Source organism: Psychroflexus tropicus DSM 15496 (assembly GCF_000378765.1).
In the GTDB taxonomy this organism is placed as follows: Bacteria; Bacteroidota; Bacteroidia; order Flavobacteriales; family Flavobacteriaceae; genus Psychroflexus; species Psychroflexus tropicus.
Window position 1 is genome coordinate 466,918 of record NZ_KB905343.1, and the last position, 26,056, is coordinate 492,973.

General features: G+C 35.2%; 24 protein-coding genes. 10 read left to right on the top strand and 14 right to left on the bottom strand.

The features are described from left to right. The first annotated feature begins 198 nt into the window (after positions 1-198). From F598_RS0106975 to F598_RS0107000, 6 genes are all read left to right on the top strand, one after another. On the top strand, positions 199-555 hold the full coding sequence (locus F598_RS0106975; RefSeq protein ID WP_019038317.1) for a BfmA/BtgA family mobilization protein: 357 nt from the start codon (positions 199-201) through the stop codon (positions 553-555). 36 nt (positions 556-591) lie between these two features. Further along, positions 592-1,644, top strand: coding sequence for a MobB family relaxase (mobB, locus tag F598_RS0106980; RefSeq protein ID WP_019038318.1), 1,053 nt, complete (start codon positions 592-594; stop codon positions 1,642-1,644). Positions 1,645-1,661: 17 nt separating this feature from the next. Further along, on the top strand, positions 1,662-3,221 hold the full coding sequence (locus F598_RS0106985; RefSeq protein ID WP_425413759.1) for a type IV secretory system conjugative DNA transfer family protein: 1,560 nt from the start codon (positions 1,662-1,664) through the stop codon (positions 3,219-3,221). A 586-nt stretch (positions 3,222-3,807) separates the two neighbouring features. Continuing rightward, positions 3,808-4,893, top strand: a complete 1,086-nt coding sequence (locus tag F598_RS0106990) for a Fic family protein (RefSeq protein ID WP_019038320.1) — start codon at positions 3,808-3,810, stop codon at positions 4,891-4,893. Positions 4,894-5,159: 266 nt separating this feature from the next. Next, positions 5,160-5,423: a helix-turn-helix transcriptional regulator gene (locus F598_RS0106995; protein ID WP_019038321.1), complete on the top strand. Its 264-nt coding sequence runs from the start codon at positions 5,160-5,162 to the stop codon at positions 5,421-5,423. 1 nt (position 5,424) lies between these two features. Beyond that, entirely contained in the window at positions 5,425-6,690 is a 1,266-nt protein-coding gene (locus F598_RS0107000) for a type II toxin-antitoxin system HipA family toxin (RefSeq protein WP_019038322.1), read from the top strand. A 98-nt stretch (positions 6,691-6,788) separates the two neighbouring features. Here F598_RS0107000 and F598_RS0107005 read toward each other — a convergent pair whose 3' ends face one another. From F598_RS0107005 to F598_RS0107075, 12 genes are all read right to left on the bottom strand, one after another. Next, positions 6,789-7,643, bottom strand: coding sequence for a DUF4138 domain-containing protein (locus F598_RS0107005; protein WP_019038323.1), 855 nt, complete (start codon positions 7,641-7,643; stop codon positions 6,789-6,791). Positions 7,644-7,662: 19 nt separating this feature from the next. Then, positions 7,663-8,592, bottom strand: a complete 930-nt coding sequence (gene traM / locus F598_RS0107010) for a conjugative transposon protein TraM (RefSeq protein ID WP_019038324.1) — start codon at positions 8,590-8,592, stop codon at positions 7,663-7,665. 29 nt (positions 8,593-8,621) lie between these two features. Beyond that, complete coding sequence (locus tag F598_RS0107015) at positions 8,622-9,230, bottom strand: conjugal transfer protein TraK (RefSeq protein WP_026302569.1); 609 nt, start codon at positions 9,228-9,230, stop codon at positions 8,622-8,624. Positions 9,231-9,241: 11 nt separating this feature from the next. Further along, positions 9,242-10,084, bottom strand: a complete 843-nt coding sequence (locus F598_RS0107020; protein WP_019038326.1) for a hypothetical protein — start codon at positions 10,082-10,084, stop codon at positions 9,242-9,244. A 2-nt stretch (positions 10,085-10,086) separates the two neighbouring features. Further along, positions 10,087-10,662 (bottom strand): conjugal transfer protein, encoded by a 576-nt coding sequence (locus tag F598_RS0107025; protein ID WP_026302570.1) that lies wholly within the window; start codon positions 10,660-10,662, stop codon positions 10,087-10,089. A gap of 4 nt (positions 10,663-10,666) precedes the next feature. Further along, on the bottom strand, positions 10,667-13,069 hold the full coding sequence (locus F598_RS0107030; protein WP_019038328.1) for a TraG family conjugative transposon ATPase: 2,403 nt from the start codon (positions 13,067-13,069) through the stop codon (positions 10,667-10,669). A gap of 270 nt (positions 13,070-13,339) precedes the next feature. Beyond that, positions 13,340-13,627 carry a hypothetical protein gene (locus tag F598_RS0107040; RefSeq protein ID WP_026302571.1) on the bottom strand — a complete coding sequence of 96 codons (288 nt, stop codon included), beginning with the start codon at positions 13,625-13,627 and terminating at the stop codon, positions 13,340-13,342. A 534-nt stretch (positions 13,628-14,161) separates the two neighbouring features. After that, a complete protein-coding gene (locus F598_RS0107055; protein ID WP_019038333.1) occupies positions 14,162-14,824 on the bottom strand; it encodes a P-loop NTPase family protein in 663 nt (220 codons plus the stop codon). Beyond that, positions 14,808-15,560 carry a hypothetical protein gene (locus F598_RS0107060; RefSeq protein WP_019038334.1) on the bottom strand — a complete coding sequence of 251 codons (753 nt, stop codon included), beginning with the start codon at positions 15,558-15,560 and terminating at the stop codon, positions 14,808-14,810. Before F598_RS0107060 ends, F598_RS0107055 begins: the two co-directional genes overlap by 17 nt. Positions 15,561-15,564: 4 nt before the next feature. Then, positions 15,565-15,849 (bottom strand): helix-turn-helix domain-containing protein, encoded by a 285-nt coding sequence (locus tag F598_RS0107065; RefSeq protein ID WP_019038335.1) that lies wholly within the window; start codon positions 15,847-15,849, stop codon positions 15,565-15,567. 252 nt (positions 15,850-16,101) lie between these two features. Next, on the bottom strand, positions 16,102-16,935 hold the full coding sequence (locus F598_RS0107070; RefSeq protein WP_019038336.1) for an RteC domain-containing protein: 834 nt from the start codon (positions 16,933-16,935) through the stop codon (positions 16,102-16,104). Between the two features lie 92 nt (positions 16,936-17,027). Further along, positions 17,028-19,436: an aminotransferase class I/II-fold pyridoxal phosphate-dependent enzyme gene (locus F598_RS0107075; RefSeq protein ID WP_019038337.1), complete on the bottom strand. Its 2,409-nt coding sequence runs from the start codon at positions 19,434-19,436 to the stop codon at positions 17,028-17,030. A gap of 213 nt (positions 19,437-19,649) precedes the next feature. Here F598_RS0107075 and F598_RS0107080 point away from each other — a divergent pair, with 213 nt between their 5' ends. The 4 genes from F598_RS0107080 to F598_RS0107100 all read left to right on the top strand — a co-directional run bounded on the left by F598_RS0107080 (position 19,650) and on the right by F598_RS0107100 (position 21,844). Beyond that, the gene (locus F598_RS0107080) at positions 19,650-20,018 is read left to right on the top strand and encodes a DUF7793 family protein (RefSeq protein WP_019038338.1); all 369 of its coding nucleotides are present in this window, start codon (positions 19,650-19,652) and stop codon (positions 20,016-20,018) included. A gap of 22 nt (positions 20,019-20,040) precedes the next feature. Beyond that, positions 20,041-20,955, top strand: a complete 915-nt coding sequence (locus F598_RS0107085) for an AraC family transcriptional regulator (RefSeq protein ID WP_019038339.1) — start codon at positions 20,041-20,043, stop codon at positions 20,953-20,955. Between the two features lie 91 nt (positions 20,956-21,046). Beyond that, positions 21,047-21,484 carry a MauE/DoxX family redox-associated membrane protein gene (locus F598_RS0107090; protein WP_019038340.1) on the top strand — a complete coding sequence of 146 codons (438 nt, stop codon included), beginning with the start codon at positions 21,047-21,049 and terminating at the stop codon, positions 21,482-21,484. Positions 21,485-21,559: 75 nt separating this feature from the next. Further along, complete coding sequence (locus F598_RS0107100; RefSeq protein WP_157594972.1) at positions 21,560-21,844, top strand: DUF6520 family protein; 285 nt, start codon at positions 21,560-21,562, stop codon at positions 21,842-21,844. 45 nt (positions 21,845-21,889) lie between these two features. Here the strand turns inward: F598_RS0107100 and F598_RS0107105 are convergent, their stop codons facing one another. After that, entirely contained in the window at positions 21,890-24,619 is a 2,730-nt protein-coding gene (locus F598_RS0107105; RefSeq protein ID WP_169334100.1) for an insulinase family protein, read from the bottom strand. 16 nt (positions 24,620-24,635) lie between these two features. Beyond that, positions 24,636-26,045, bottom strand: coding sequence for a RagB/SusD family nutrient uptake outer membrane protein (locus F598_RS0107110; RefSeq protein ID WP_019038344.1), 1,410 nt, complete (start codon positions 26,043-26,045; stop codon positions 24,636-24,638). Positions 26,046-26,056: the final 11 nt, after the last annotated feature.

The following is a 26,056-nucleotide window of genomic DNA, read 5'->3' on the forward strand; positions in this document are numbered from 1 at the left end:
GATTTTTGTCCCCGTTGGGGACGAAAAGGAAAAGCAAGAGGGTAACACGCTGCGCGATGTTACGGATTCCTTTTCGTATTTAAATGACTGATAATTAGTCTTTTATGAAACAAGTAAAATTCTAAAACTCAGGAATTTGCGACAAATGCCTTCACAACTCCCATGTTTAGGGAAGTTTTTGCGACAAATCGGCGAGATATGAACTCTTTTACTGGCATTAGATTTAAAAAGGATACGGCCAAACGCTTTCAAAACTTTTCACGTCAACACTTCAAATCTCACACTGAAGCTTTGGAAACTATGTTAGACTTTTTCCAGGATAATGAGATCTCTCCTAAAGAAAAATTAGGTCCATCAGCTAAAACATTAGAGACTAAACTTTTGAAACGTATCAATGCGGTCATTGCCATTATGCGGGATATGGAAAAGAGTCAAACTAAACCTACTCTGGCCATGTTAGAATCTTTATTTCAGGCTGAAAATCAGCCTCATAAGCCTTCTAAGCCCACTTTGATTGTAGAAAAGATAATAAAAGAAAAGAATAAAAATAATTAGCTCAAATAGGCTTACTAATCTTTTAAACTTAGACACATGTACATAAGCATTACACCACAGAAATTAGGAGGTAGTTATTCTCAAAGCTCTGCAGATTTTGTGGCTTATCTTGAGAAGGAAAACCTAGACTTAACCACTGATACTTTAGTCAACGATGACTCTAATCTAGAGTATTTCTTCAGTCAACATGAAGACCAGGTTTCTGCAGGTGAAGTCATCAAAGCCATTGACACAAACACGGCTAAACTCAAGAAAACTGAGCCTAAATTCTATTCGATTACTGTAAGCCCTTCTAAGTATGAGCTAAAACGCTTACAGAATAATACAGAAGATTTAAAACGTTATACGCGTGAATTGATGAAGGAATATGCGGCCTCCTTCCACCGAGAAATCAACGGACGACCCATCTATGTTGATGATATTAAATACTTCGCTAAAATTGAACATCAGCGTCGATTTAAAGGGACGGATTGGCAGATCAAAGAAAATCAACCCTATGCTTCTCAAATTCTTGAGCTAAAAACTGAGCTAAGGCAAATTGAAGAGGGGAGGAGGGAAGGCGATCTAAAGACTTTAAAACGTAAAATAGCGGATTTAGAACACCAAGCTCCACATCAGCAAAACGGTAAGCGCATTGTTCAAGGTATGCTCAAAGCTGGTGATCAGAGCCACATCCACATCATCGTCAGCCGAAAAGATGACTCCAACTCCTATAGTCTTTCTCCTGGAAGCAAGCATAAAGCTTCTGTTGTAAAAATGCACGGGAAACAAATTAAACGCGGCTTTGATCGTGATAGGTTTTATGAACGTGCTGAAAAAACCTTTGACCGACTCTTTGCTTATCAACGTAACTATGTAGAAACCTACAGAGCAAAAAAGGATTTCATTCAGTCTCCTCATATTTATTTTGCTTCTCTGATGAAACTGCCTAGTAATGAAAAAGCAATGGCATTTAAACTAATGCGAGAAAGGGGAGTTCCAACACTTCCCAATATTCCAACAAGCAAGGCACAACTAGCACTACGAATTTTTAAACGCTTAAAACGAGGTGCCGAGTTAGCTATTAAATCAAGTTCTATAGGCATCTAAATCAAATGGAAAATTTAATGTCAATACTTATATTCATTGCATTAACTAGTGCTGTTTTCTATGTGATGTATCGCCTCTCTAACTATGCTTTTCTGATTAATTGTATGTTGATTATTTTAATCTTAGCTTATCTGTCAAATGACCAGCCATGGGTGGTAATACTTCTCTATATAGTCTGTCCACTTTTATTGATCAATACAGTTTGTTATGTCTTTTTACATAAGGAAACTCCTTCTAGTTCTACAGAGAAAAAATATCAAGTTCGTTTTAATACCGTTAAAGGAACATTTAAGCTAGATAATATAAAGCGGGGAGCTTCTATTATTGGCTCTGCTGGTAGTGGTAAAACTGAAAGTGCGGTATATGGCTTATTAAAACATTTCCAGACCCACGGCTTTTGTGGTATCATTCACGATTATAAAGATTTTGAATTAACCGAAATGGCTTATCCCCTTTTTAAGCATGGTCACATTCCATTTAAAATTATTTCATTCGATACCATCAATCATAGAGTTAATCCCATTGCTCCGCGTTATTTGGAGAATGAAGAGAGCGTTAATGAAGTATCAAGGGTGTTGATCGAAAATCTCTTGGAACAACGAGAATCGGGGACCACAGGGACGACTAAATTCTTTAATGACGCTGCTGAAGGTTTGATTGGTGGATTGATTTGGAAGCTTAAATCAGATTATCCTCAATTCTGTACACTGCCTCATCTCATTGCGATCTATCAATACCTCGATACCGATAGCTTAGTACAGTTTCTGAAAACCAATACAACCTCAAGAGCAATGGCTGATGCGTTTATCAGTGGCAAGGATTCAGAACGCCAAACGGCTGGTGTTAAAAGTACCCTGGCCAACGCCCTCAAGCGTATTAGCACTCAACGTATTTTTTTGACCTTGTCTGCTGATGAAGTGCCACTAAACATCAATAATGAAGCGAATCCTGCCATCATCTCCATTGTTAATAATCCCAAGTTTGAAACCTCTTATTCTCCTGTGATTGCAACCCTAGTGCATACCATCACTAAACAAATGAGTGTACGTCACTCAAAGCCATCTTTTTTAATGATGGAGGAGGCCCCGACCCTTCGTTTACTGAATATGCATCGCATTCCAGCGACGCTTAGGAGTTATAATATCTCAACGGTATACGTGATGCAGGACAAAATCCAAAACGATATGATGTACGGAGATAAGGCTAGTAAGGCCATTTTAAGTAATTTGTCCTACCAATTTTTTGGTAAAGTTAATGATCCAGATACGGCCAAATACTATGAGCGCTTTTTTGAAATCATTAAAGATCCCACCAAAAGTGTAAGCAGAGGTCATAATCTTGATTTTGACACTAGAGTGACTACAGGTGAAAAGGAAATTCCAAAAATCCGAGCGGATGTATTTTTTAGATTGAAACAAGGCGAATTCATAACCTATGCCGATGGAATAGATAAGAAAGTACACTTTAAGTTGCCTACAATAAAAAGAGAACTACCATCCTCTAAACAGTTTTCTGAGTCTGACCTTGAACTTAATTTTGAGAGGATCTATACTGAGGCTAGATCAATCTTTGAATAACCGTTTATATAGTTTAATAAACAGTTATATCAAATACGTAAAAATCCTTAACCTATTATACATACTTAATTATTCGACCCCCAGAGTTTTTATAATAGTGCTATTTAATACACTATCATATATTTTAATCTATGACTGGTCTTGAAAAAGAAACCTATAAAGTGTATTAAGAAACACTTTTGGATGTATTTATCATTAAATAACGTATATCGATGTCCGAAAGAGCATCATAATGCACTTCAATAGAGTTATAAATCAGCATAAACCAAGGAGAGAAACCCTTAAAGAGTAACAAAATACTTTCGTAATATTTAGATGGTTAAAAATCGTTCAGGTATTTCATCAGCTTGTTATAGCGGGCCTAGAGGATCACAAGCGCTTTGTCAGACATGTTTGGGGATTTAAGGGACAGTTCTTTACATTTAAAGGATCTGGTATAGATTTATGGCTTTGAAATCAATTAATTCAGAAATAAAAGAAAAAAATAACAAGAGTAAATTTTACTTCTAAGTTTTAAACAAAGGTAAATTTAATGTATATTTACCCTCGTTTTAATCACACGAGTACTAATTACCTATATTTTAAAATGAAAGATTTTAATAAAAGTATACCCTATAATAACTTACCAATGCTACCTCCTAATGCGATCTTAGAAACCACTAGGGTATTACGTAAAACCATCGAAGCGAGTAGAGCTTTAGCTCAACTTAATGGTATGTTAACTAACTTGCCAAACCCTACATTATTTTTAGATACGATTCATTTACAGGAAGCAAAAGCTAGTTCTGAAATAGAGAATATCATTACAACTAATGATGATTTATATAAAAGTTTAGTTGCTGATAAAAAATTTGAGAATTCTGCAACTAAAGAAGTTATCAGTTATAAAGAAGCGCTTTGGAGAGGATTAAAACTCATTGAAGACCGACCTTTTATTTCAACCAATCTATGTATTGAAATTGTACAAACCATCAAAAAAAATACGGCTGGTATTAGAGCAACTCCTGGTACATCCCTAAAAAATATCAAAGGAGAAATTATTTATACTCCTCCAACTGGTGAAGCCGTAATTAGAGAAAAATTAGCCAATCTTGAGACTTTTGTAAACGGTGAAGATGAAATAGATCCATTGATCAAAATGGCTATTATGCATTATCAATTTGAAGCCATACATCCATTTAGTGATGGCAATGGCAGAACAGGGCGAATCTTATTATTACTTTATTTGAAGCTCAAAAATTTACTAGACTCACCTGCTATTTATTTAAGTGATTTCATTATCAGGAACAAAGCAGACTATTATAAAAAATTACGAAAAGTTACCGAAAACAAAGATTGGGAAGGGTGGATACTTTATATGCTTGAAATGGTAGAGTATACTGCTAATAAAGGATTAGAACGCCTAAAAGATGTCACTAGATTGATGCAGGAAATGACTGCAGAGATTAAAGAAAAATTACCTAAGGTATATTCTAAAGAGCTTGTTGAAATACTTTTTCGATTACCCTATACCAAAAGAAAGTTTTTAATAGACGCCGAACTAGGTACGCCAAAAACTGTGGGGAATTATCTCATGGATTTAGAAAATGCTGGGTTTTTAATTTCTGAAAAGGTGGGTAAAGAAAAACTTTATCTCAATCATAGATTAATGGCTATTTTGGAAACTTCATAAGTTGAACTGAAACAAACACTTAAAACTATTTCTGAGATTAATTTTTACCGGCCTCAATTTAAACCTATGGTTTGCTTAAACATATCTTACTAAGTAAGTGGATAGGAATTCACTAATCATTAAATCAAAAATTTTGATATTTAGAAGTGTGATTTGTAAAGCGAAAAAATTTTAATTTAAAAGATATGGTAGTGAGATAAAATTGTGTATTATAATAAACATTTTAGGTTTTTTTCTTATATTTGTGTATTATAATAAACATAAGGATGATAGACGCAGTGACTATAAAGGAGGTAAAACTACAGCTTGGTGAGCTTTGTAAGCAGAAAAGACAAAGTTACGACATGTCTCAGCAAGACTTGGCCGAAGCGCTGGAATTATCAAGATATACCGTACAGAAATTCGAAAATGGTAAAAATGCCACCCTAGATACCGTCTTAAAAATCGTCAACCATTTTGATTTATTAGGGAATTTATACCAGGCCCTTAAAGACTTAGAAAAGAGTAACGACATAAATTCATTGTATTAAGATGGCTAAAAATAAAATCATAGACGTTATTTTGTTTGGTCAGGAAATAGGCAAAGTGGGTTATGATATAGATAAACAGGCTTCTTATTTTCAATACAATCCGGCCTATTTGGAGTCCAATCAATACTCCAAAATATTCCCTTACATATTTAAACGAATAAAACCAGTTCAGGTATTTAATCAATTTGAAGGAGAAACCTTCAGAGGACTGCCGCCAATGATTGCTGACTCTCTGCCGGACATGTTTGGAAATATTATTTTTAAAGAATGGTTTGAAGCCAAAAATAAAGCGCTCAGGAAAATTACGCCTTTGGAACAGCTGACTTATGTAGCCAATAGGGGAATGGGGGCGATCGAATACCAGCCATCGGCAAAAATCCCAAAAACATCAACGATTCATATCGATGAGATCGTGGAGGTCTTAAAAAAAGTGTTGGATGTAAAAAATGATACGACTGCAGAAGCTTTAAATGATGCAGCCCTTTTAAATATTTTCAAGATAGGAACTTCGGCTGGGGGTGCACGGCCCAAAATATTGATTTCAGAACATAAAGAAACGGGGAAAATAATTCCTGGAGATCTAGAGTATTCAGACGCATACAACCATTACCTGGTCAAGTTATCTATGAATGAAGACTGGGGCTACAACAAAGAAAAAGTAGAATATGCATACTACCTCATGGCTCAGGAAGTAGGGATAAACATGATGCCCTCAAAGTTAATAGATAATAAACACTTCGCCACCTTACGTTACGATAGGCAAAATGGAGAAAAACGTCATGTACTCACCGTATCTGGCCTCACGGGCTGGGATTTTAAAAAGCCAGAGAACAGTAACTATGAAAATGTATTTAGGTTAGCTTTAGATTTAAAAGTATCTCATAAAGACATTATCGAGCTGTTCAGGCGTATGGTGTTCAATGTGATCTATTATAACATAGATGATCATTTGAAAAACCATTCATTTATCTATAATAAACAAACGAACAACTGGTCCTTATCTCCGGCATACGACATTACTTATCCGTTAAATATTAACGCCAATTACACCAATATTTCCAGGGCCTTAGCAATTAATGATAAGAGAGCAGACATCACCCTTGAAGATGTGCTGACCATAGCAGAAGCCTATGCCATCAAAAATCCAAAAGCTATTATTAGTGATGTACAAAAAGCAAGGCGAAATTGGTTCGATATGACCAACCAATTAGATATTCCACAAAAAATAGCTTCGTCTATAAATAAAGAATTTAAAGATCTTATTTAAAATAGATGGTTAAATAAGCCCAAAAAGCCCATAAAAGGGCTTTTGGCTTTTTTGCAAAGATAGTTTATGGTAAATACTAAGGAAAAACTCCTGTAGTCTTAATTCGGGTTATTGATAAATCGATGTGATATATTCACTTTCAAATTTCTCTCACCATAACGTTCGTTGAGTTCCAAAACGGCTCTGCGATCCTTTCCTAATGAGAATTTAGGAAGGACGTAAATTAACTTTACCGTTTCATTGGCCTCTACTTTTGAAGGTAAATTATATTTAAAAACGGGTTCTTTGTACAAGTCCTGCAAGGATTTCTTTTTCCCTTTTTTTCTGGTTTCTACAGAAAATCTTAGGAAATTAAGATCATAATCCAGGCTGGATTTATTTTTGATCTCAATTACAAAGTAGAGTTCTTCTTGATCAAAAACAATGTTCTCAACCTTTAATACGATATCTTGTTTTCGATTCCTGATTCTACCAATTCTTTGATTTCTTTTGATCAGATAGGAGCTGAAATACCTATAGTAATAGCTTCGATTGTTCAATTGATCTACTTTCTTTTTTTCAGTAACCCTGCTTAGATCTGCTGAGGCTTCATGACCAATACTGCTAGAAGGTGGAATAAAGTAATTGAGTTTATCAAGCTCTTTCCTGTATTTAATAACATAGGAAAATACTGTACCATCGTTATTCACCACTAGTAGATTACTCTCCTTTCCTGGTTTCGCTTGTAGTAATCCAAAATATTGGCCCTTCTCGCGATTGTAAGTAAAGACAAAATTTTCTGAACCTGTTATTCCTTGACGAATAGGATCCGGAAAGAATAAAGCGACGTTTTTGGTATCGTTGGCATAAATGGTGTCAAGCATATTAAGGCTGTGATTAGTCTGAGATAAGCCGTGCTTTGACAGTATGATGAAAAAAATGGTTAACGCTGTAGTGATGATTTTAGTTTTCATGGGTAAGTGTTTTAGTGATTTATAATTCAGGTTTTAGTAAGACTTCATAGTTATTGAGAACTGTAACTTTTACATTTCGATTATTGCGTTGAAATATGTTTTTAAACCCACTGACTTGTGGCATTCCGGCAATGTTGATATCATCCACCATATCTCCAATAACTTCTGTCGATAATTGAGCTCTAAAATTATTTTCTACATAAATTCCTTCACTCCCGTCTTCAAGATCAAAGGCCTTGAGCTCTACAGGATGATTCATGATGCTTTGAATTTCAATTAGCACTCTATTCGGCTGAAAACTTATAAAACCATAAACAGGGGTATTTCTGGGGATGTATTTATTCTGTATGGTCATAGCCTTAGTCAAGCGCATTCTTAAACGTGAGTTTGCTTTTACGACTTGATTTCCGTCAACAACTGCATGAAGAATAGGATCTGTTTTATCCAGAAATATGAGGTCTTTGGCTTTAGGATTTGAAGCAAAGAATAATTGGTGTTCCAACCCCATTTCTTTGGCTTCTGTTTTAAGCTGTTCCTTGAGACCCACTGAGTCAATTTCAATTTGACTAGGGTTTTCAGACTTTTGTTTTCCTAGATTCTGATAGTTAACATTAGAATATCGACTCCTCTCAACATTAGTGATACTATCCAGGAGTCGATCTTTTTGAAGGTTGGCTAAATTAGAATTGTAAAACCCAAGAGAATCGATTAGGTTTTCATCGTATACACTTGGTGCATTCGTCTCTCTTTCCTCTTTTATGTCATCAATGGCATCCAGTTTGGAATTGTATTCTTTTTGCTCCTCTTTTAATTCTGGGACAGCTGTCTCTTTAAGATTTAATTCTTGAGATTCATCTTCTCCTATAACTAAAAAGGAATAGGAAATGATGAAAATGACGACTGTCATTAGAACAGCTGTAAACACAATTTTGTTTTTTTCTATTTTCATTGTTCTTGATTTTAGAGTTATATAATATTTTAAGTCTTAATTCTTTTAAGTGACTTTTCGAAATATTCTGAAATGAGTAAACCGTGTGGATTATTTGGGAAATGACGATCTACTATCATGAGACGGCCAGTAGAGATAAGCTCATAGCGATCTATTGAAGCCCCACGATTGATTTCAAATACTGTGGTTGTTTGAAATCTATAGTCATCGCCTTGTTCTTCTATCTTAGAATCAATGCTGACTACTTTTTGGACTAAAGAAAATTGTAATAACCGATTATACACTCCATCCGCTTTCTTTTGGCGATAAAGGTTGTCTACGCTACTATTGCCTAACCAAAGCGCCTTCTTCAAGTTTTTTTCATAATTACTTGCGTTAATATTGTAGAAATAGGTGTGAAAAAGGTCAAGATGAGCCAACGCTTCCACCTTAAAATTTTCCTTTTGCGTAACCAATTTTAAGGGAATAATACTTCCGTCTGTATTAATTGCAAAAGCGCTATTCATGGCCTTTCTGTGAATTGAATATGCGGTATATAGAGAAATTGAACACGATATAAACGCGAAAGCAACTACTGTTAGGACTATAAACCGATTCGTTTTTAATACGCTGTAAATGTTTTTATAGGAAACTTTCATTCTTGATAAGATTAACTGGTGAATAATCTGAGGGTAAAGGAGGTAGCACGTTTATAGAGCTTAAATTTTAGAAATACTATGAAGCCTATCGATCCTAATTGAATCACAGGAGCAAAAAAGCCCTGACCCACATCAGTCCCAAAAAGATTTGACCAGAAATTAGTGTTGATTTCATTATAGAGTGCATTAACAAACACATTAACTAAGAAAAATGCAGGCACTAACATGTAAACCGCTGCATATAATTTGAAAAATGTATAGCCTAAGGATCTGAACTTTTCAAATACTGCTAGACTGAGCACAAGTGGAAAAAAAGTTTGCATGATGCCTAAAAGAAAAAAGCGCTCAGCTAAAAAAAGAGGGTAGATGAAAAGATCAAGGATCCACAACAAGATGCCTATAACAAAGGCTACTAATTTAAATCCATACAAAGGGGTGACCAGGGCTTCATATAATAGTGTCATCGCATTTTTGGTAGCATCTATCAAATTGACATCCTCCTCTATGGATATCTCTTGTAATTGAAGCGGAATTAAAGCTGGAGCAGTATCTCGAAATTGATTCTCTATAGAAACTAGTATGTTATCGAAAAATCCTAGCACCTGAGTAGAAAAAATAACGACGATAACCACTGCAAAATTTTTAGCTAATTCTGAAGGGTTTAGCCCCCAAGTATAGCCCTCATTTTCAGCAACACCTTCATTGTACTTTTTTAAAATATTGATGAGAAAGAATAGAACAGCTAGTGCTTTCATTCCTCCGATGGTGTATTGTGAAAAATCACTGTCTTTGATGGTTTGGAATACCGCATCTACATATTCCAGGCCGATCCCTAAAATTATTCCGGAAGTCATTTTTAAAACCCTGTTTCTCTGTTATTGATTTTATCCTGCATTTTCCGAAAGGAAATAATATCTCGATAGCGCTTCGTTTTTAATGTAATAGTAGAAACCATTTCAATGGATTCTAATTCCTTTTGTTTTAAAACTCTTGCCCGTTCTGCATCACTCATTTTTAAAAAATCACTTGATAAGACCTGGTCTATAAAGTCCATCGTTTCTAGGGAATTATCAATGATGCTATTGAATGAATTGGTAACGCGATTGATTTCTTCAGGCTTGATGTAAGGTGAGCTTAAGATATTTTGTAAGTCACTTTGCATGACACTGATCAAACGCTGATTGTTACGCCCAATCTCCCTCACGGCTTTCAATTGCCTAACCACCGTATTGACTTTCTCCAAATTTTCTTTTTGCTGCTTTAAAAATTCAACTGTCTTAATCAGTTGTGTCGTTTGCTTTGCAGATTCTACTAGCGATTTTACTAAACTGACAAAATTGGTATTATCGTAAACCGGCATTCCTTGAGCGTTCGCTTTTTTCTGCATCAGGAAAAACAAAGCGATGGTGATAATTACAAGTTTTGATTTCATAGGATTATAGTTTAGAGGTGAATTCTTTTATGGCCTTTTCCATGTCATTAGTCTTTTCATAGAGCTTCATGATTTCTTCATTTTCTCGTCCATCGGTTAAGTAAGCAGCGTAGACTTCTTTAGGAACTTCCAGACGAAACACATTGCTTTCTTTTCCGATTTTGATAAACATTTCGGTGTATTTTCTTGATCCAGTAAGCTGGTTTTTTATCGATTTCAATTGGTTCATATCATGACTAGTCAAATGAAGTCGCTTGACTAGTTCTTCATAGCCTTTTTCATTATTCAGACTATAAATGACTTGTGTGTTTTCAAGTATACTGGATGAAGTAGAATTGTTAGGAAGCTGATTAATCGATTGTAATATGATACCTATCGCACCATTTTGCTTACGTATAGCTTGATAGTAAAATTCAACACTTTCTAATACGTTTTCAAATTTGAGCTGTTTGGCAAACTCATCAAATAAAATAATTCCCTTTTCAGCTCGGTTTTTCCAAATGGTTCGTTGTATGGCCGTTTTGATCAGCTTAAGCATCACTGATAATATTTTTTTGTTGTCTTTAACTTCATCAAGTTCGAAAACAATCAAGCGTTTATCCTCGATCTTATAGGTTTGATCTTCGCTGACTTCAAACAAAAAACTATAGATGCCATCTCCCACGTACTCAGACATGACGTGTAAAAAACTGGTGATATTGAAATAATCTGGATGAATATTGAGCTTATTTAATAGGTCTTGCTTATGTTGATTTATAAATTGATAAAAGCCGTCTAGTGAGTGATTGTCGTCTGTATTTTCATAATAATACCGTAGTATCTTTTTGATCGAAACTGATTCTGCTTTGGTTACTTCTAAATCAGAAGCAAACAGTTCAAAGAGGAAAACGGATAACTCTTCTAAACGCTCAGGGGAGAGATCCTTTGCTTCATTGATATAGAAGGGATTGATCCCTAGATTTTTTCCGCTTTCGTAGCGAAGTACGGTGTACTGCTCGGGATATAACTTCGCAAATTTGGTATATGACCCTCCTAAATCAATAATAACCAGACGCACTCCGCTTTCGAAATACTGTCGAAGGATGTTATTGGCTAAAAAAGATTTCCCTTCACCAGTTGGAGCGAAAATGGCAAAATTTCTAGCCTTGATTCTTTTCTTATCCTCATCCCAGACGTCTTTCAAGACTGGAATGTTATGTTCCCTATCATTAAAGATGATTCCTGTTTGATCGGACTTATAATTACTGTTATTGATATAAAGACAAAGAGCATGCTTTAAATCTGTGACATACAAATCATCATTCGAGAAATTAGATGAAAAGCAGAAGTAACTATTGAGGAAATAATTTTTTCTTTCCTTGCCTCTAGGATAATAGGGGATAATGTCCAAGTCTTTAAACTCTGTTTTAATTTTTGAACTTATCCTGTTGAGGTCCTTGGGAGTCTTATCCCAGAAAATGACGTTGAAATGTCCTCGTATAATTCGAGCGTTATCATCTGCATTAATTTGATCCAGTATATGTTGAATCTTCTCGAGAACTATTTTGTTTTGTGAGCCAAAATTGGAGCTTTTACTTAGCTCTTCTACTTTTTTGTCCAATAACTTGCGCCACTTATGCTTATCATCTAAGTAAAGTATTTGATTCACAATATGGTTCTCGTTTAACGTAAGCCCTAAGCCATCAACAAAGCCTTGATGAAATATAAAATCATCTGAAGTGAATTTCTCATTAGGCTTGCTACTCTGTACACTTTCGCCAAAGCACAGTTCGCTATTGATGGCTAGGGCATCAAAATAATTTTCTCCAATATTGACGTGGTTATTGTCAAGTATAATGTCAGTATCAAATCCTGTATTGAATCCATTAAAATAGGTGTTTGTCAATTCTAGAATCTGCTCTCTATCGAGTGCAGTGAAGTTTAATTTTCGACTATTGTTGACAAATGAAATGGAGTCACTAACTGAACTGATAAAACTTTTTAAGTTGTTTTCTAGCTCTTTAACTTTAGTCTTTGAGACTTTGAGCAGAGGGTTAACGTATTTAGGGTTATTAAGAGCTTTGTTTTTTGTGACTATGAAAAATAAATAACACTCATGATCAATGTAGTCTCTCCCTCTAAAGTAGTCTCGCGTAGCTTTTTCTAAAAATGTACGATTCGGGAGTTGATCCGAGGAAAACGATCTTTTTTGATAAACATCTTGTTTATGGATTACTGTTCCAACCGGTAATGATTTAAAGGCTTGAAACCAGGATCCATGAATGTCCTCGAAGTCTTTTTCAGAGAGAGAATACACTTCTGGAAGATGTCCTTTATAGCAGAGAACAATGTTTCCATTGTTGGCAAAAACAATATTGTCCTGGATGTCAATGATTGGATGAACTGCAGATAAATTGATCTTAGTCATAGCTTAAGTTGGAATTTCTTTTGTTACTAATTGTTTTTGGAAATGCCTTTCCTAAATGGAACAACTGAGGTTGATGTGTTATTTTGGTTAACACACCATATAATGACGTATTAGCAAGTACTACAATACTTATAATGCTCAAACTAAAAGAGAAGATGATCAAGAGTAGAGATGCAATAACAGAAATCATCATTAATGCAAATAGGGATAGGGGTAAACCAAAAATGACTGCTTTTTTCCTGATGTTTTTATATACCTTATATTTCTTCATCAGACCACAATAGTTACTAAGTAGGTGAATATTCCAACAACAGCTCCTGCGATTAAAACAAAGACAAGAACGCGGGTTATACCTTTCTTTAAATCTGCATTCTCACCAAAAAAATGTCCAGCATTAAATAGAAAACCTACCAGAAAAATGATACCCAGTAAAATGGGAAACACATTTCTAATCGTATTGGAAACATCTTGAACTGAATCTTCAATTCCACCAATTTGAGCAAATAGAGCTGGGGAAAGCATCAATAAAATAATTGAGAAATAAACTGATTTTTTCATAGCGTTAAAGTTTAATGTTATGATGTTTTTTAGCTTTTTAAATTTACATATATTTGAATATAAAGCATTGAAAATCAATATTTTAAATAAAAAATAATATTTGCATTTGATTGAATTTATTTGATGATATTTTGCATCAAATTCTATGGCTTTTTGAAATCGTAATGACCAGAATTGAAAATTTGAAGTATAAAAAAGAGCTCGAAAACGTCAATTTTTTGGTTGAAGTTGAAAAAAAGTGAATGGATTCTTTTTTATAAATCATCCGAAACTGATACAACTTATGTGAAATTATCAAAAGCACTGATATTCAGATTTAAATTGATTTTCAGAACTAAATTCTAGTAAGACCAAAATGTTAGATCTCAAATTTGTAGAGTCAATTTTGTAAAAGACTAATTATATTCAATTCAACGATTCAGTTATGAAAGAATTAAGCACAGCAGTCATCATTTTGATCAAGGAAATTATCCAGGCTATCGGTGAGTGTATTAAAGCGACGAAGTCAAAAGCTCAATAAACAAAGCTTTACCACTATTTTCGTTTATCTACAGCCTCTTCATCAAAAGCTATTAAATTGAATAGCTCTCGCATTCGGCTTCGTACTCGATTGCCGTAGCGTTCTTCAAGTTCTTCTGCATTAAGATTAGTTGTAGCATGTGTTTTAATCTTTTTTCTGGATTTTAAATACAAATCGTAGCGCGACAGAAGGACTTCTCCCATAACGTTTAAATCTTTGCCATAAAACCTGCCCGAGGGCTCTACACCTAAATCATCAAAACAATACAACTTAGAATTACCGAAGTCCTCCACAGTTTTAAAGCCTAAATGATTAAATCCAAATGTGACATTACGACAAGGGATGACTTCATAGGGGCGTTGCAATGGAACGATATGCCGGAGTAATTTCATCAAACTGGTTTTACCACAGCCTACTGGGCCCGACAACAGAATCCCTTTTGTTGGATCAATGCCGTATTTATCGCAATTGGTTTTATCACGGATAAAGTAATTGCAGAGTTTGATAAGAATTGACTCGTCGTCTTTGTAAATTTTAAACTTCTCACCGAAGAGGAGTTTACCTTTTTCGTTCAAGTAGATGAGAATTTTATCAAAATCATAGCGAACGTTTTTCCCATCAAATTCACCCAGAGAATATTCTTTATCTCCTTCCATTATTTTAGAGGGGTTGTCCATAATTTTTGTGTTTAGTAGTCCGTAAGTTGTCCTCAATTTGGGACGCTTGCTTTTTGTTTGTTTCGTTTTTTTCTGCAAGTAATTCGGTTCTATCCATCCAATTAATCGCTAGGCCATGCCAGTCTCTAATGGGTTCCCCGTCACTGGTCTTCCAATGCTTAGCTTCATAATGGTTGAAGAATTTTTTTGCTTCATCGATTTCAAATCCATTTTTTTCAAAAAAAAGAAAAACAGCCTGCCTGCCTTTTGGCTGTTTATTAATATTTACCTGTTTGTTATTGTTTATATTAGATACCAACGCTTGTCCACTGATGGGACGGTGTGGGTCCACTACTTGTCCAGTAGTGGGACACTGGTGTCCTAGTTGTGGTTCATTTTTGGGACTGTAGTGTTCCGCAAGTAGTTCTAGTTTGGGATCGTAATGTCCCATATCTGTACCACTATTAGTATCAAGAACAGACATCTTAATCTTACTGCCTTTGAAAGGATTATTCGATGGAAAATACCAGAGGTAACTCCAGGCATCTAAATCGGTCACACATCTGTGATAGGTTGATTTTGAACCTAATTTGGCTAGTCTCATGATTTCATGTCTACTGACGTAAAATTCATTTGCAAAACGACAGCTGTTCCACTCCTGAAACAAAGCCATGTATAAACTGATATGGGAAGGATTTAGGCGATCGTCAGAGTGGAATTTTTGAAAAGCTGCGTTGAGAAGCTTTATGTAATTCATAGCCTTAAGAATTAAAATCGTGATGAACCCGATTGGCTTCCATGACGCTTTGAATTTCTGTGGCATCATAGTAAATAATTCCTCCTACTTTGGTATAGGGTAATGTCCCATTAATCCTCAAATTTTGTAAGGTTCCTGGACTTATCTGTAATAAATCCATCACTTCTGAAGATTTCAGGTATTTTTTTAATTGTCCTTTACTTTGTTTTGTAAGAAGGATTTTGAGTTCTTCAAGTAGTTCTGTTTTAAAATCTCGAAGATCGTCTGAGGTGATAATTGATGTTGGCATAATAAAACAAATTTTATGGCTAACACATTCTAATTGATAGTGTCTAGCCTGGTTTAACTTTTGTTCTATAAAATTGATGCTTTTTAGCTGGCATCATTCACCACATCACTCGTAGTACGTTAGAATTTAACTTTTCATTGAAATTGATTGATAATACTACTATTTATTGATTTTAAAGAGGTTTAGCTTATAAAAAATCTGATTGTAATTTAGTAGGTAAACTTGTTCGTAGTTCCTATTGACGTCGACAATTTATTTTTCATCGTCTTGCCGCATTTTGGCCTCTAAATCACTAGCAATTTGGTATAAATATTTAGTCCTGGGATCTTTTCTGGCCTTCATTTCACTATAGGTTTTATAGTAGTTATCAAGTTTGATATTAAAGAAATCTTCAAAAGCTGAAACGATGGTTTTTAGGTCAACTGTTCCGTGGTTAATATCGCCTTGTTGATAAAGGCCGTAGATGATTTCTACCAAGGATACTTTAGAGCCAGACCAGACCAGTAATTTAGGTTGACGCTCACGAAAGTTGCCACTGCTGCCTGGTTGAATACGTTCTAATTTTTCTCTGATGTAATGAATAAAGCGATACAAGGCTTGAATCTTAGCCCATAACATATCGTGACTTGTTGAAAATTCTGGATTTTGATAGTAATTGATGCTAGGGCTAAACGAGAAGTCTCGTTTCCCTTCACGACTGAAAAATTCATGATCTAAGTAATTGTGGTTTTGCTCCATATAATTGACAAAGCTATTATTGGCCGAAAAAAACTTATTTATTTTTTTAATCTCTTTTTTTAAAAAACGTACTTTGAATGAATTTCCAGCTTTAGGCAGAGATAATTCACAAGACCTGACCTCGGTGAAATAAATCAGGTAACTCATAGGGAAAGGCTTGATATTTCTAAAAAAATCAATTTCAGAAGTAGCATCTTCAAAATCTTCTTTATCAACTTGTTTTTGAAGAGCCGATAAGGTCTTTATACATAAGTTTATGCCGTCATCAGCCTTCTTTAAATCAGGTTTATCTGACCTAATGATAGTTTCGATCTTCTCTCCAAATGTCGACATAGCCTTCTCAAACATGAGATTCGTTTTAAATGAAAACAAATAATACCGTTGCTGCGCTTTTTTCAATATGGCTTTTTAAAGGGGCACTATTAAAATCTGTATTTAGTCTAATCTTTCCTTAACCAGTCTAAGGCCTCTAGTGCAAAATTGTCACGGGCTTGTATGTAAGCACACTTCTCGACAATTTTTGCACCTACTTTACGCTTTTCAAATCCAGCGGTTAGTCCAAAATCAATTCTGGACTGGCTTAGGTCTTTGGCTCTAAGTATGGTTTGGAATAATAGCTGCCTATACACATTGTAGGTTCTTGCATAATTATAATCCATGCCTACTATGGCTGGCGCATAGATAGCATTTGAATTTTTGTAGCAGAACATAACTCCTGCTAATGTTCGCTCAGTGTCTTTTAAATACAATGAGATAAATTCCCATTGAGGGGATGAATTCATATGCTCAAATAAAGCATAAGGATAACTAAAGGTGTTTAATCCAATGTTATTGGCTTTTACAGCTTGGTAAAGTTGAAAGCTTTTGTCCAATTCAGTTTTTGAAAGGTTTTGTTGGATCTGGATTTCAACCTGGTCACGGTAAGCTTCAATATCATCTCTATAATGCTTTCGTGATCGCTTACTAAGGGTATTTATATATTCCTCTTGAGTGTTCCATTTAAAATTGGAGTATACTGCGGACTCTGGCATTGCAACTTGTACAAATCCCTTTTTATGCAAAAAGGATTTTATGGACTCATTTTTGGTTGGGAAGTCTCTGAGTATAACATATTGAGCATTTAAGCGCTTTTCTAATTTTTCTAATTGATCTAAGAATAAATTAAAGGCCTCTTTCCAATAGGGTGAACCTTCACATAGATAAAGATGATCTCCTTCTGTGATCATGGAGCCTAAGCAAAGACAGGTGCTGGTATGATAATAAGGTTTATCTTTTCTAATCTTTTCAAGGGCAATGGACACGGATTGTGGCGCAAGCATATCCTCTTTCCAAATTCCGAAGGAGACAAAAGTGGCGAACACGCATTTTTGGTTCTCATCTTTGACCACAAAATAATAAAATTGATTATTGTGTTCACGATACTTTTGATCGCTCATGATCTTTTCTAAATCTCTTAACCCATTCCAATCGTAGAAGCCATTCTTTCCTACAGTAGTGTTCCATAATTCAGTTTCGATTTCAGTGATAGAAGAGAAACTCTGCAAGTTGAGTTTTGAAGACCTAACCTTAGATCGGTGAGTAGGTTTAGTTCTTTTTCCAAAGGCAAAATTGATGCGTTCCAAGGTAGTTCCTGTCTCTTCTAAGGCTTTAGGGAACTCTTCAGCTAAAGCATCTGTAAGTGCTTTGATTTCTTCCTTTTGATTATGCCTAGAGATGGTAATTCGCATCCCCGTATTCTTTACCGGAACAGCAGGAAAAAAGCCGATGTTGACATAGAAACCTAATCTCATAAGTCTGCTCATGAGATTAAATCCTGTTTCTGGCATACCTGCTCCAATATAAAAGACGGGAGAATCATTATCAACGATTATCGGTAAATCTGTTTGGCTAAGACACTGATTGAAATACGAAATACGTTTTGAAAGTTCATCTTGCAGCGTATAGATCTCATCGCTCAGATGGATTTTTGCAGAGGCTATTGCAGCTCCTACAGACCCAGGTTCCAATTGTACTGAGAAGGTGAGGGGACCGCCGAAATTTTTGACGCGTTGTTGAATTTCCTTATCCTTACAAACCATTACAGCTCCACTGGCTCCAAAAGTTTTACTCATGGTGCCAAATAAAATCACCCGATCTGGTAATTTTTTTAAAATGCTCATGACATAGCCGCTTCCGTGTTTTCCTTTCCAGCTCATACCATGTACATCATCAAAATAGATATGAAGTTGAGGATATTTATCACAAAGCATCATTAATTCTTCGATTGGAGCATAGTCTCCAAACATAGAATACATGCCATCGGCCATGTACCAAATCTTTTGACACCTGGATTGGAGCTTTTTAATCTTATCCTCCAACATGTCTAGGTTATTGTGCCGAATCATTTCAACAGGGACTGATCTCAGTTTTAAAGGAGCAACTGCACTTTGCAAACTCCAATGGACCTGGTGGTCCAGGATAACTCCATCTCCATCATTGACAACCGATGGTATAACTCCGAAATGTCCCAGAGTACTGTTTTTTGTTATGACTATCGGGTGACCGTATATTTCAGTCATCAAACTTTCTAATTCTGCATAAAGCGGATGTGATATATAAGACTTTGAAAGAGGGAATTCTGTTCCGTAATTTTGAATGGCCTCAATAGCCCCTTGTTTTAATCGCTCATCTTGTTCCAGTCCTAAATAGCCTGTGGTCCCAAAGTGGAAAAGCTTTTTGCCTTTGATTTGCACTTGACGACCATTCATATAATCTCCTTCGGCATAAAGATGAATAGCTCCCGATTCTTTTGCATTGGTCATCACTGATACCACAGTATCGAGTAAGTTGTTGTGTTTAATTTTTGCCATATTCCTAGAGTTTAGTCTAGTGAAACTATAAAAAGATTCTGTTAGTCAGACGTTTAGATAGAAAATATGCCTAAGAAGTCAAATCTTATATTTTAAAGTCAAATACTTTCAAATGCTACCAAAATATGCGGTGTGCCACGATATCTTCATGTATATATTAAGTAATCGTTATTAATTTTTTATTTAAATTGTAGAAATAATAGGGGACATTCCATGAAAAGAGGAGAAAAGTATGCACACTTCTGGATAGAAGAGGGCATTCTAAATTTTGTTTATAAACCAAATGCTGTAATTGATCTCGAAGCAGCTAAGGCCGTTGTAAAAGCAAGAATTCGTTTTCAAAATGAAATCTCCTATCCTATACTTTGTGACATCAGACAATTAAAATCAGCAAGCAAGGCCGCCAGAGAATACTTAGCCGAAAGCGGGTGTCTCAAAGCTCTTGCTGTTGCTATTGTAATGGAGAGTGCGTATTCAGGAACATTATATAAAGCTTATGTCAATATCAGTAATCCCTCAGTACCCACACAGGGATTTAATACCATATCAGAAGCTTTAAATTTCTTAAATCAATTCAAATAGACTCCTTTAAACTTATGCAGTTATGTCTACAACTGATTTTAAAACTAGAGTTCATCAAATTTTAGAGTTCATAACTGAAATCACTCTTGGCAATTATACGTATACGTTACCCCTAAGAAACCAAAAAGATGAATTAGAACAAATAGCAGTATCTCTGAATACGATGGTTGAAGAAATTGATACAGCAGTTCATCAAATTAACCATGAAAAAAGCAAAGAGGTTATAGAAAATATAGTTTTTAACCTCGATTGTAACTTTCACATCACCTCTTATTCCACTAATATCAAAGATATTCTTGGGTACTCTGATCTGGAGATTTTAAATAGGCCTGTCAAATTTTTAATCAACGGCGACTCCAATTTACCTGAAGACTTGCAAGACCTTTTAGAACATACCTTAGAGAGCGAACCTCCATTCAGAGTTGAGTTTAAGCACCGTGATGGCCTTCAATGGAGTGGCTTAGGACGACTTTATGTAATGGTGACCGAAGGTAAGAAAACATATAGCTTATCAGTGTTTAAGACTATTTATACCCATGATAAGTTCAATTTAGGCTTAAGTAATAAGCCCCGTTCGTCTACTTTTCCTAGTGAATACCGAAGTTTGTTATTGCAAGACCAACGGATTTTGGTGAGAAAACTGCATCAGTATGTTATGGAACGCCTGGACAGGCCTTTACCGAAAATATCTATCATTGGCAGAGAAATAGGCTGTAGTGTCAGCAAGATTAAGACCATTTTCAAACGCTTTTATGGAGATACTATATATGCTTACCATAGAAAAAAACGCTTAGAAAAAGCCCGAACTTTAATTGAAGATACAAGTACGCCCCTAAATGAAATTTCAGAAGAATGTGGGTTCTTAAGTCAGGCGCATTTTTCGAGAACATTCAAAAAAATGTACGGTTTACCTCCTTCTCAAATCAGAAAGTTTTAAACAAAAACCTCTCAGGATAAATTCAAATCCTTTAAAATCAAATCAAAAGCTATTAAAAGTTTAACCTTTATGCTCTCGAAATAGGGCATCAATGAAATTTAAAGGCTACATATATCAATTTATCAGGTTCGCATTTATCGTGTTGATGTTTTATGCAGCTATCCATAAATTGATGGATTTTACTCAATTCTACAATGATCTTTTAAATAGTCCATTATTTGGAAATAAACACCTAGCTCGATTCGTTTCAGCTTTCGTTCCTATTGTAGAATTGGCGATTGCTGGGCTTTTGATATCTGCAAAGTATAAAGAATTTGCGATGTATTTAGTCTCTGGTCTCATGCTTCTTTTCTCGCTTTACATCATCTGGATCATGAAGTTCAGTGCGGATATGCCTTGTTCTTGTGGCGGAATCATTAATAATTTGACCTGGCAGGAGCATCTCCTTTTTAATACGGGATTTCTACTTTTAGGAATTCTTGGAATTTACATTCAAACTAAAAAGCAAAGGAAGTTTTATAAAGAATAGTATTGCGCAATACTTAGAGCGCCTAAAGCCTTAAAGTAAGGTCTAGGCATATTGTTTAATTTAAATTTAATTATGATGAAAAATTCAAAATTTTTAATGCCCATGTTGGCATTCGTAATGGCCATAGGAATGGCATTTGCTAATACAGCAAATGAGCAGTCTTCTGGATGGATCAATTTAAATGGCGTTGCTACTCAATTGAGTACCGACCCATGTCAAGGCCAGGGTGACACCTGTAAAGTAATTTTTGAGGGGGACGACGAAGAACGAGTTTTCCAGGTTTACACCAATCAAGGTTTACAGGTACCTAAAGCTTCAGGCATAACGAATCCTTATTTAATACCAGGAATGCCGCAGTAATTTGAGTTAAGCCCCGAGTCATCGGGGCTTTTTTTTGTTTTTGAATTAAGGTAAAGCGACAATCTCTTTTTTGTTAGCCTTTGTAAACATCTCTTTTGCAAGGGTCTTTATATCCTTAGGGCGAATAGATTCAATAAAATTCTCCACTTCACTTTTCTGAGGTGGTATTGTATTAAATTGATAGTAGTCATGAATTATACCTAAAGTTTTGACCGGATTTTGTTCCCAGCTATTGATGTATTTAGGACGTATGCTGCTGATTTTTATTTTATCCAACTGTTCTTCACTCAATTCTTTTCTTTTTAAGTCTCTAATAATTTTATCTACTTCATTTGAAACCTCCTCAACTTGTTCTTCTAACGTCGGAATAAAGACAGAAATATTAGCCTGTTCAGATACTTTTTGGTAGTAATAGGAAGCTTTCCAGTAATACATCGCTTTGTTTTCGACATACCTAATTTCAAATAGTCTATCGCTCAATGCCTTTTTTAAGATTTCAATTTTTAGTCGGTTTTTCCAGTCAGATGGATCTGAACGTTTGATGTATTTTAAAGCTAGCATGGCATTGGCGTTGGGAATGGATGACACTTTGATTGTTTTAGTAGGTCTCCTTTGCTTGGATGAACTCGTGGATGTTAAGTTTTTTGAAACTCGTTCTTTATTATTGGGTCCAACAAAGCGTTTTGTGATGTAAGGAAGAAGTTGTTCTGCTTTATAGGAACTACTTATCAAAATGGTAAAATCCTCTGAGTTACCAAAAATCATATCATAGACATGATAGGCATTTTGCATAGTGATTTTTTTAGAAGCCTTATATTTTTCATGAACCCCAAGTCTTTTCCTCGGTAGTTTTAAAATTTTATTCACCCGTGCTCTGGTGTCAGAAAAACTTCTGTCAATGCCTGGATTTAAATAGCTTCTCCATTGGTTAAGTTGCCAATCTTTAAAAGCTAAACTATCCTTTCTAGGTGAGTCTATGTAATCCTGAAGTAAATCAAAAAAAACAGATAGATTCTGACTACCCAATTTTCCTTTTATTCCGCTTTCGGTTTCCGTGACATAAGGAGCTATCTTTTGAATGGAATTTATAGTCATGACCTCTTTCAATTCGTACTTATTCAATTGACCTACCCCAGCATTTTGAATGACCTTTGGAGCAAGCATTGCTTCATAATAATTTTCAGGATCTACATCATTAGCTCCAAAATCCTGAAATGCATGAAATTCTAAGAACTCTCTTTCCTGATCTAAAAATTCTTTGATAATCACTTTCTGTCCATTGGCAAATTCGAAAACTCTGGATCCCAAAGGATCTTTTTCTAATTCCTTATAATCAGTTTGTTGGTTTTGTTTCTTCGTAAGAAAATTCGGATCGTATTGAGTTAGCCATGCTTTTGTTTTTTCTTTCCAATAGGCTTCACCAAAGTCAGAAGAGAAGGGTGCAATGACTAAAAAATCTTTTGTAGGCTGATCTAGTAATCTTCTTAAAGCTCTATTGAAGTCCTCCATACTAAACTTTTGCCACCAAGCTAAGAGTTCTTTTTTTTCTTTTGCACTTAAAGATTTACCCAAACTCTTATTTTCGAGAAAATCTTGCCATCCTTTTGAAGATTTAGGCTCTGAAAGGTTTAAAGCCTCAAGCTTTTGGTTATGTATCTTAGACCACTCTTTTTTTGAAATTCCTTGATATTTAAGGAGATTCAACAACTTAAACGTTTTCTGTATTGATTTTTCTTCTTCACCCAATACGGATTTTATTGTAATATCAAGTACTGGAAAGTCAACATAACGTCTTACTACTGTTCTTGTTGGTGAATTGTAGGAATCAAGATGTTTCCAAAAAAAGTTACCAATGGTTTGATTTAATATAGGTTTTAAATATTCCCATTGGCTCTCAGATAACTTAGATTTACTTAGGTCCTCCTTCTTAAATAGATGTATTTTAACTTCAGATCTGAACTCTGGATCTTTGATTTGATTATCGATGGCCATAAATTTTGGAGGGCCAGTGGAGAGTGTTTCTTTACAAATTTTCGTCTGAATAGGTTCAGACTTATTTGAGGTTGAAAATTTTTTTCGTATTTCAGTTCTAATATGATTTAGATCATCTATTTCACCAACGACCACTAAAGTGCTTAGTTCTGGTCTGTACCACTTTTTTATAAAATCTTTCGCTTCCGAAATCTTAAAATTTTGGATATGTGACCACATTAAATCTGGTATAATGGGGGTAGCAACGCATTCTGAAAATTTAGTTCTTATCATATGGTCTTGAAAAGTGCTAAGTCCAAAATATACTTTTGCTCCTTCTTGATAAAGTGCTCCTTTCTCTGCTTCAAAGTTTTCTTTAGTCGGAAATAACTCACCAAACAAAGTCTCTTTTAAAAAGGTTAAGCCTTGATCTTGGAGAAAAGCATTGGAAGCAGGAAAATAAAAGTAAAAACTCGTATACTTATGACCTGTGGATCCACCATAGTTAAATGATTTCGACCTGATTGCCTCTTCCAGTTTTCCATTTTCATTATAGGCTTTGGTACGAAAAGCTGTAAAGGGAAGGTGTTCTATAAAGTGAGCAAAATCAAATTCATCTTTTTTTTGTCGATTAGATCCAGATCTTATATGTATATCCATATAGATTTGACCATTAGCCTTATTCATTGGCTTTATATAGTAAGTAAAGCCGTTATCTAGGGTATCCATAATAACAGGGGCATCGGCTTGACTAAAACTTAGACTGAATTTAAAAGAGAGGAGTAGTATAAGTAGTAGTTTCATAATTATTTTATTGTGTTTAGTAACCTTCATTTTGTTCTAGATTTGGGTTTTTCATACGTTCAACTTCTGGGATGGGGTAAAAAATATCTGTGGGATTCCAGAGTGGTTTTTTGACAGATAAGACTTCGTTTACGGTTTGGGTTCGCTTAAGATCCAACCACCGATGTCCCCATTCAGCAAAGAATTCTTTCCTTCTTTCTGTGAGTATCAATTCTATTAATTCATTTTCAGAAAGGCCTGGATTAGTTTCAGACACCAAATCAATCTCAGATCTTTGGCGTATTTGATCTAAATCTTCAATTGCTCCCGATAGATTTCCTTGTTTAGCTCTCGCTTCAGATCGAATTAGATATTGTTCTGCCAATCGAAATACAGTAGAGTATTCCGTGATATCCCCACCTGAGTTATCAAATTGAATTTTGTATTTAAAAGGAAAGTTATAGTCTCTGGTTTCATCGCTAAAAGTACCAACCCAATTGATAAATCTTAAGTCATTTTCCTCCCAGATGTCCATGAAATCATCTGATAATTCTACGGGACTGCTATTAGCGAAAATGATGACAAACAAATTTCCTTCTCTTGTATGGCTAAATGTACCTCCCCAGCCTTCGGGAGAAATTTGCCAAAGGGCTTCTATGCTGTTGATAAGGAAAACATCATCTAAATCTTCATTTAAATTATACAAGTTACTCGATGAAATGACTTGTGAACTATATTGTTCTGCCTGTACCCAGTTCTCTTGATATAAATGTACCCTCGCCAGTAAGGCCCTCACGACAGACGAGTTTATATACTTACGGCTATCTTCTGGATAATTTTCATCTGTAAGTTCAAGAGCATCATTGAGATCAATTAAGATTTGAGCATTTACATTTTCAGGTGAGGCATTCGCTAGTTGTGCGTTGATTTGATAATCGGTATCTAAAACCAGGGGTACATTTTCGTAAAGATGGACTAGGTAGAAATAGGTGAATGCTCTTATAAATTTGGATTCACCTATAAGTCGATTTCGAGTTTCATCGTCTAAACTAGTAGAATTTTCAGCACCTTGTATGAGTGAGTTAGCCATATAAATGGTACTATAAGCACCAGACCAAAGACTAAGATTGTAATCATTTTGAGGTAATACCTCGTTTTCTGAAAATTCAATCATATCTGGAATTGGATTGGTGATTTCAAAATTGTCGCCAGATAAGCCTGATAAAAAAGTGACAGACCTATTTCCGCCAGCCGCAAAGGAGGTGTTAAAAAGTTGACTATATAACCCATCCAAAGCACTTAATGCTGATCGATTATTCGTGAATAAAGTCTCTCCTGTAATTCTATCGTTTGGAACGTCAACTTCTACAAAGGATTCGCAGGAAGCTAAAAAACTTACTAAACCCAGTAAATAAATCGCTTTTATGAGTGTTTTGTTTTTAAACATAATTCTGATTT

Coding starts and splice junctions, on each gene's coding strand:
- F598_RS0107100 (WP_157594972.1), top strand. CDS start 21,560: ATGAAAAATTCAAAATTTTTAATGCCCATGTTGGCATTCGTAATGGCC.
- F598_RS0107060 (WP_019038334.1), bottom strand. CDS start 15,560: ATGAATTACATAAAGCTTCTCAACGCAGCTTTTCAAAAATTCCACTCT.
- F598_RS0106990 (WP_019038320.1), top strand. CDS start 3,808: ATGAAAGATTTTAATAAAAGTATACCCTATAATAACTTACCAATGCTA.
- mobB (WP_019038318.1), top strand. CDS start 592: ATGTACATAAGCATTACACCACAGAAATTAGGAGGTAGTTATTCTCAA.
- F598_RS0107055 (WP_019038333.1), bottom strand. CDS start 14,824: ATGGACAACCCCTCTAAAATAATGGAAGGAGATAAAGAATATTCTCTG.
- F598_RS0107025 (WP_026302570.1), bottom strand. CDS start 10,662: ATGAAATCAAAACTTGTAATTATCACCATCGCTTTGTTTTTCCTGATG.
- F598_RS0107005 (WP_019038323.1), bottom strand. CDS start 7,643: ATGAAAACTAAAATCATCACTACAGCGTTAACCATTTTTTTCATCATA.
- F598_RS0106975 (WP_019038317.1), top strand. CDS start 199: ATGAACTCTTTTACTGGCATTAGATTTAAAAAGGATACGGCCAAACGC.
- F598_RS0107075 (WP_019038337.1), bottom strand. CDS start 19,436: ATGGCAAAAATTAAACACAACAACTTACTCGATACTGTGGTATCAGTG.
- F598_RS0107070 (WP_019038336.1), bottom strand. CDS start 16,935: ATGTTTGAGAAGGCTATGTCGACATTTGGAGAGAAGATCGAAACTATC.
- F598_RS0107085 (WP_019038339.1), top strand. CDS start 20,041: ATGTCTACAACTGATTTTAAAACTAGAGTTCATCAAATTTTAGAGTTC.
- F598_RS0107000 (WP_019038322.1), top strand. CDS start 5,425: ATGGCTAAAAATAAAATCATAGACGTTATTTTGTTTGGTCAGGAAATA.
- F598_RS0106985 (WP_425413759.1), top strand. CDS start 1,662: ATGTCAATACTTATATTCATTGCATTAACTAGTGCTGTTTTCTATGTG.
- F598_RS0107020 (WP_019038326.1), bottom strand. CDS start 10,084: ATGACTTCCGGAATAATTTTAGGGATCGGCCTGGAATATGTAGATGCG.
- F598_RS0107105 (WP_169334100.1), bottom strand. CDS start 24,619: ATGAAACTACTACTTATACTACTCCTCTCTTTTAAATTCAGTCTAAGT.
- F598_RS0107080 (WP_019038338.1), top strand. CDS start 19,650: ATGAAAAGAGGAGAAAAGTATGCACACTTCTGGATAGAAGAGGGCATT.
- F598_RS0107015 (WP_026302569.1), bottom strand. CDS start 9,230: ATGAAAGTTTCCTATAAAAACATTTACAGCGTATTAAAAACGAATCGG.
- traM (WP_019038324.1), bottom strand. CDS start 8,592: ATGAAAATAGAAAAAAACAAAATTGTGTTTACAGCTGTTCTAATGACA.
- F598_RS0107110 (WP_019038344.1), bottom strand. CDS start 26,045: ATGTTTAAAAACAAAACACTCATAAAAGCGATTTATTTACTGGGTTTA.
- F598_RS0107040 (WP_026302571.1), bottom strand. CDS start 13,627: ATGAAAAAATCAGTTTATTTCTCAATTATTTTATTGATGCTTTCCCCA.
- F598_RS0107065 (WP_019038335.1), bottom strand. CDS start 15,849: ATGCCAACATCAATTATCACCTCAGACGATCTTCGAGATTTTAAAACA.
- F598_RS0107090 (WP_019038340.1), top strand. CDS start 21,047: ATGAAATTTAAAGGCTACATATATCAATTTATCAGGTTCGCATTTATC.
- F598_RS0106995 (WP_019038321.1), top strand. CDS start 5,160: ATGATAGACGCAGTGACTATAAAGGAGGTAAAACTACAGCTTGGTGAG.
- F598_RS0107030 (WP_019038328.1), bottom strand. CDS start 13,069: ATGACTAAGATCAATTTATCTGCAGTTCATCCAATCATTGACATCCAG.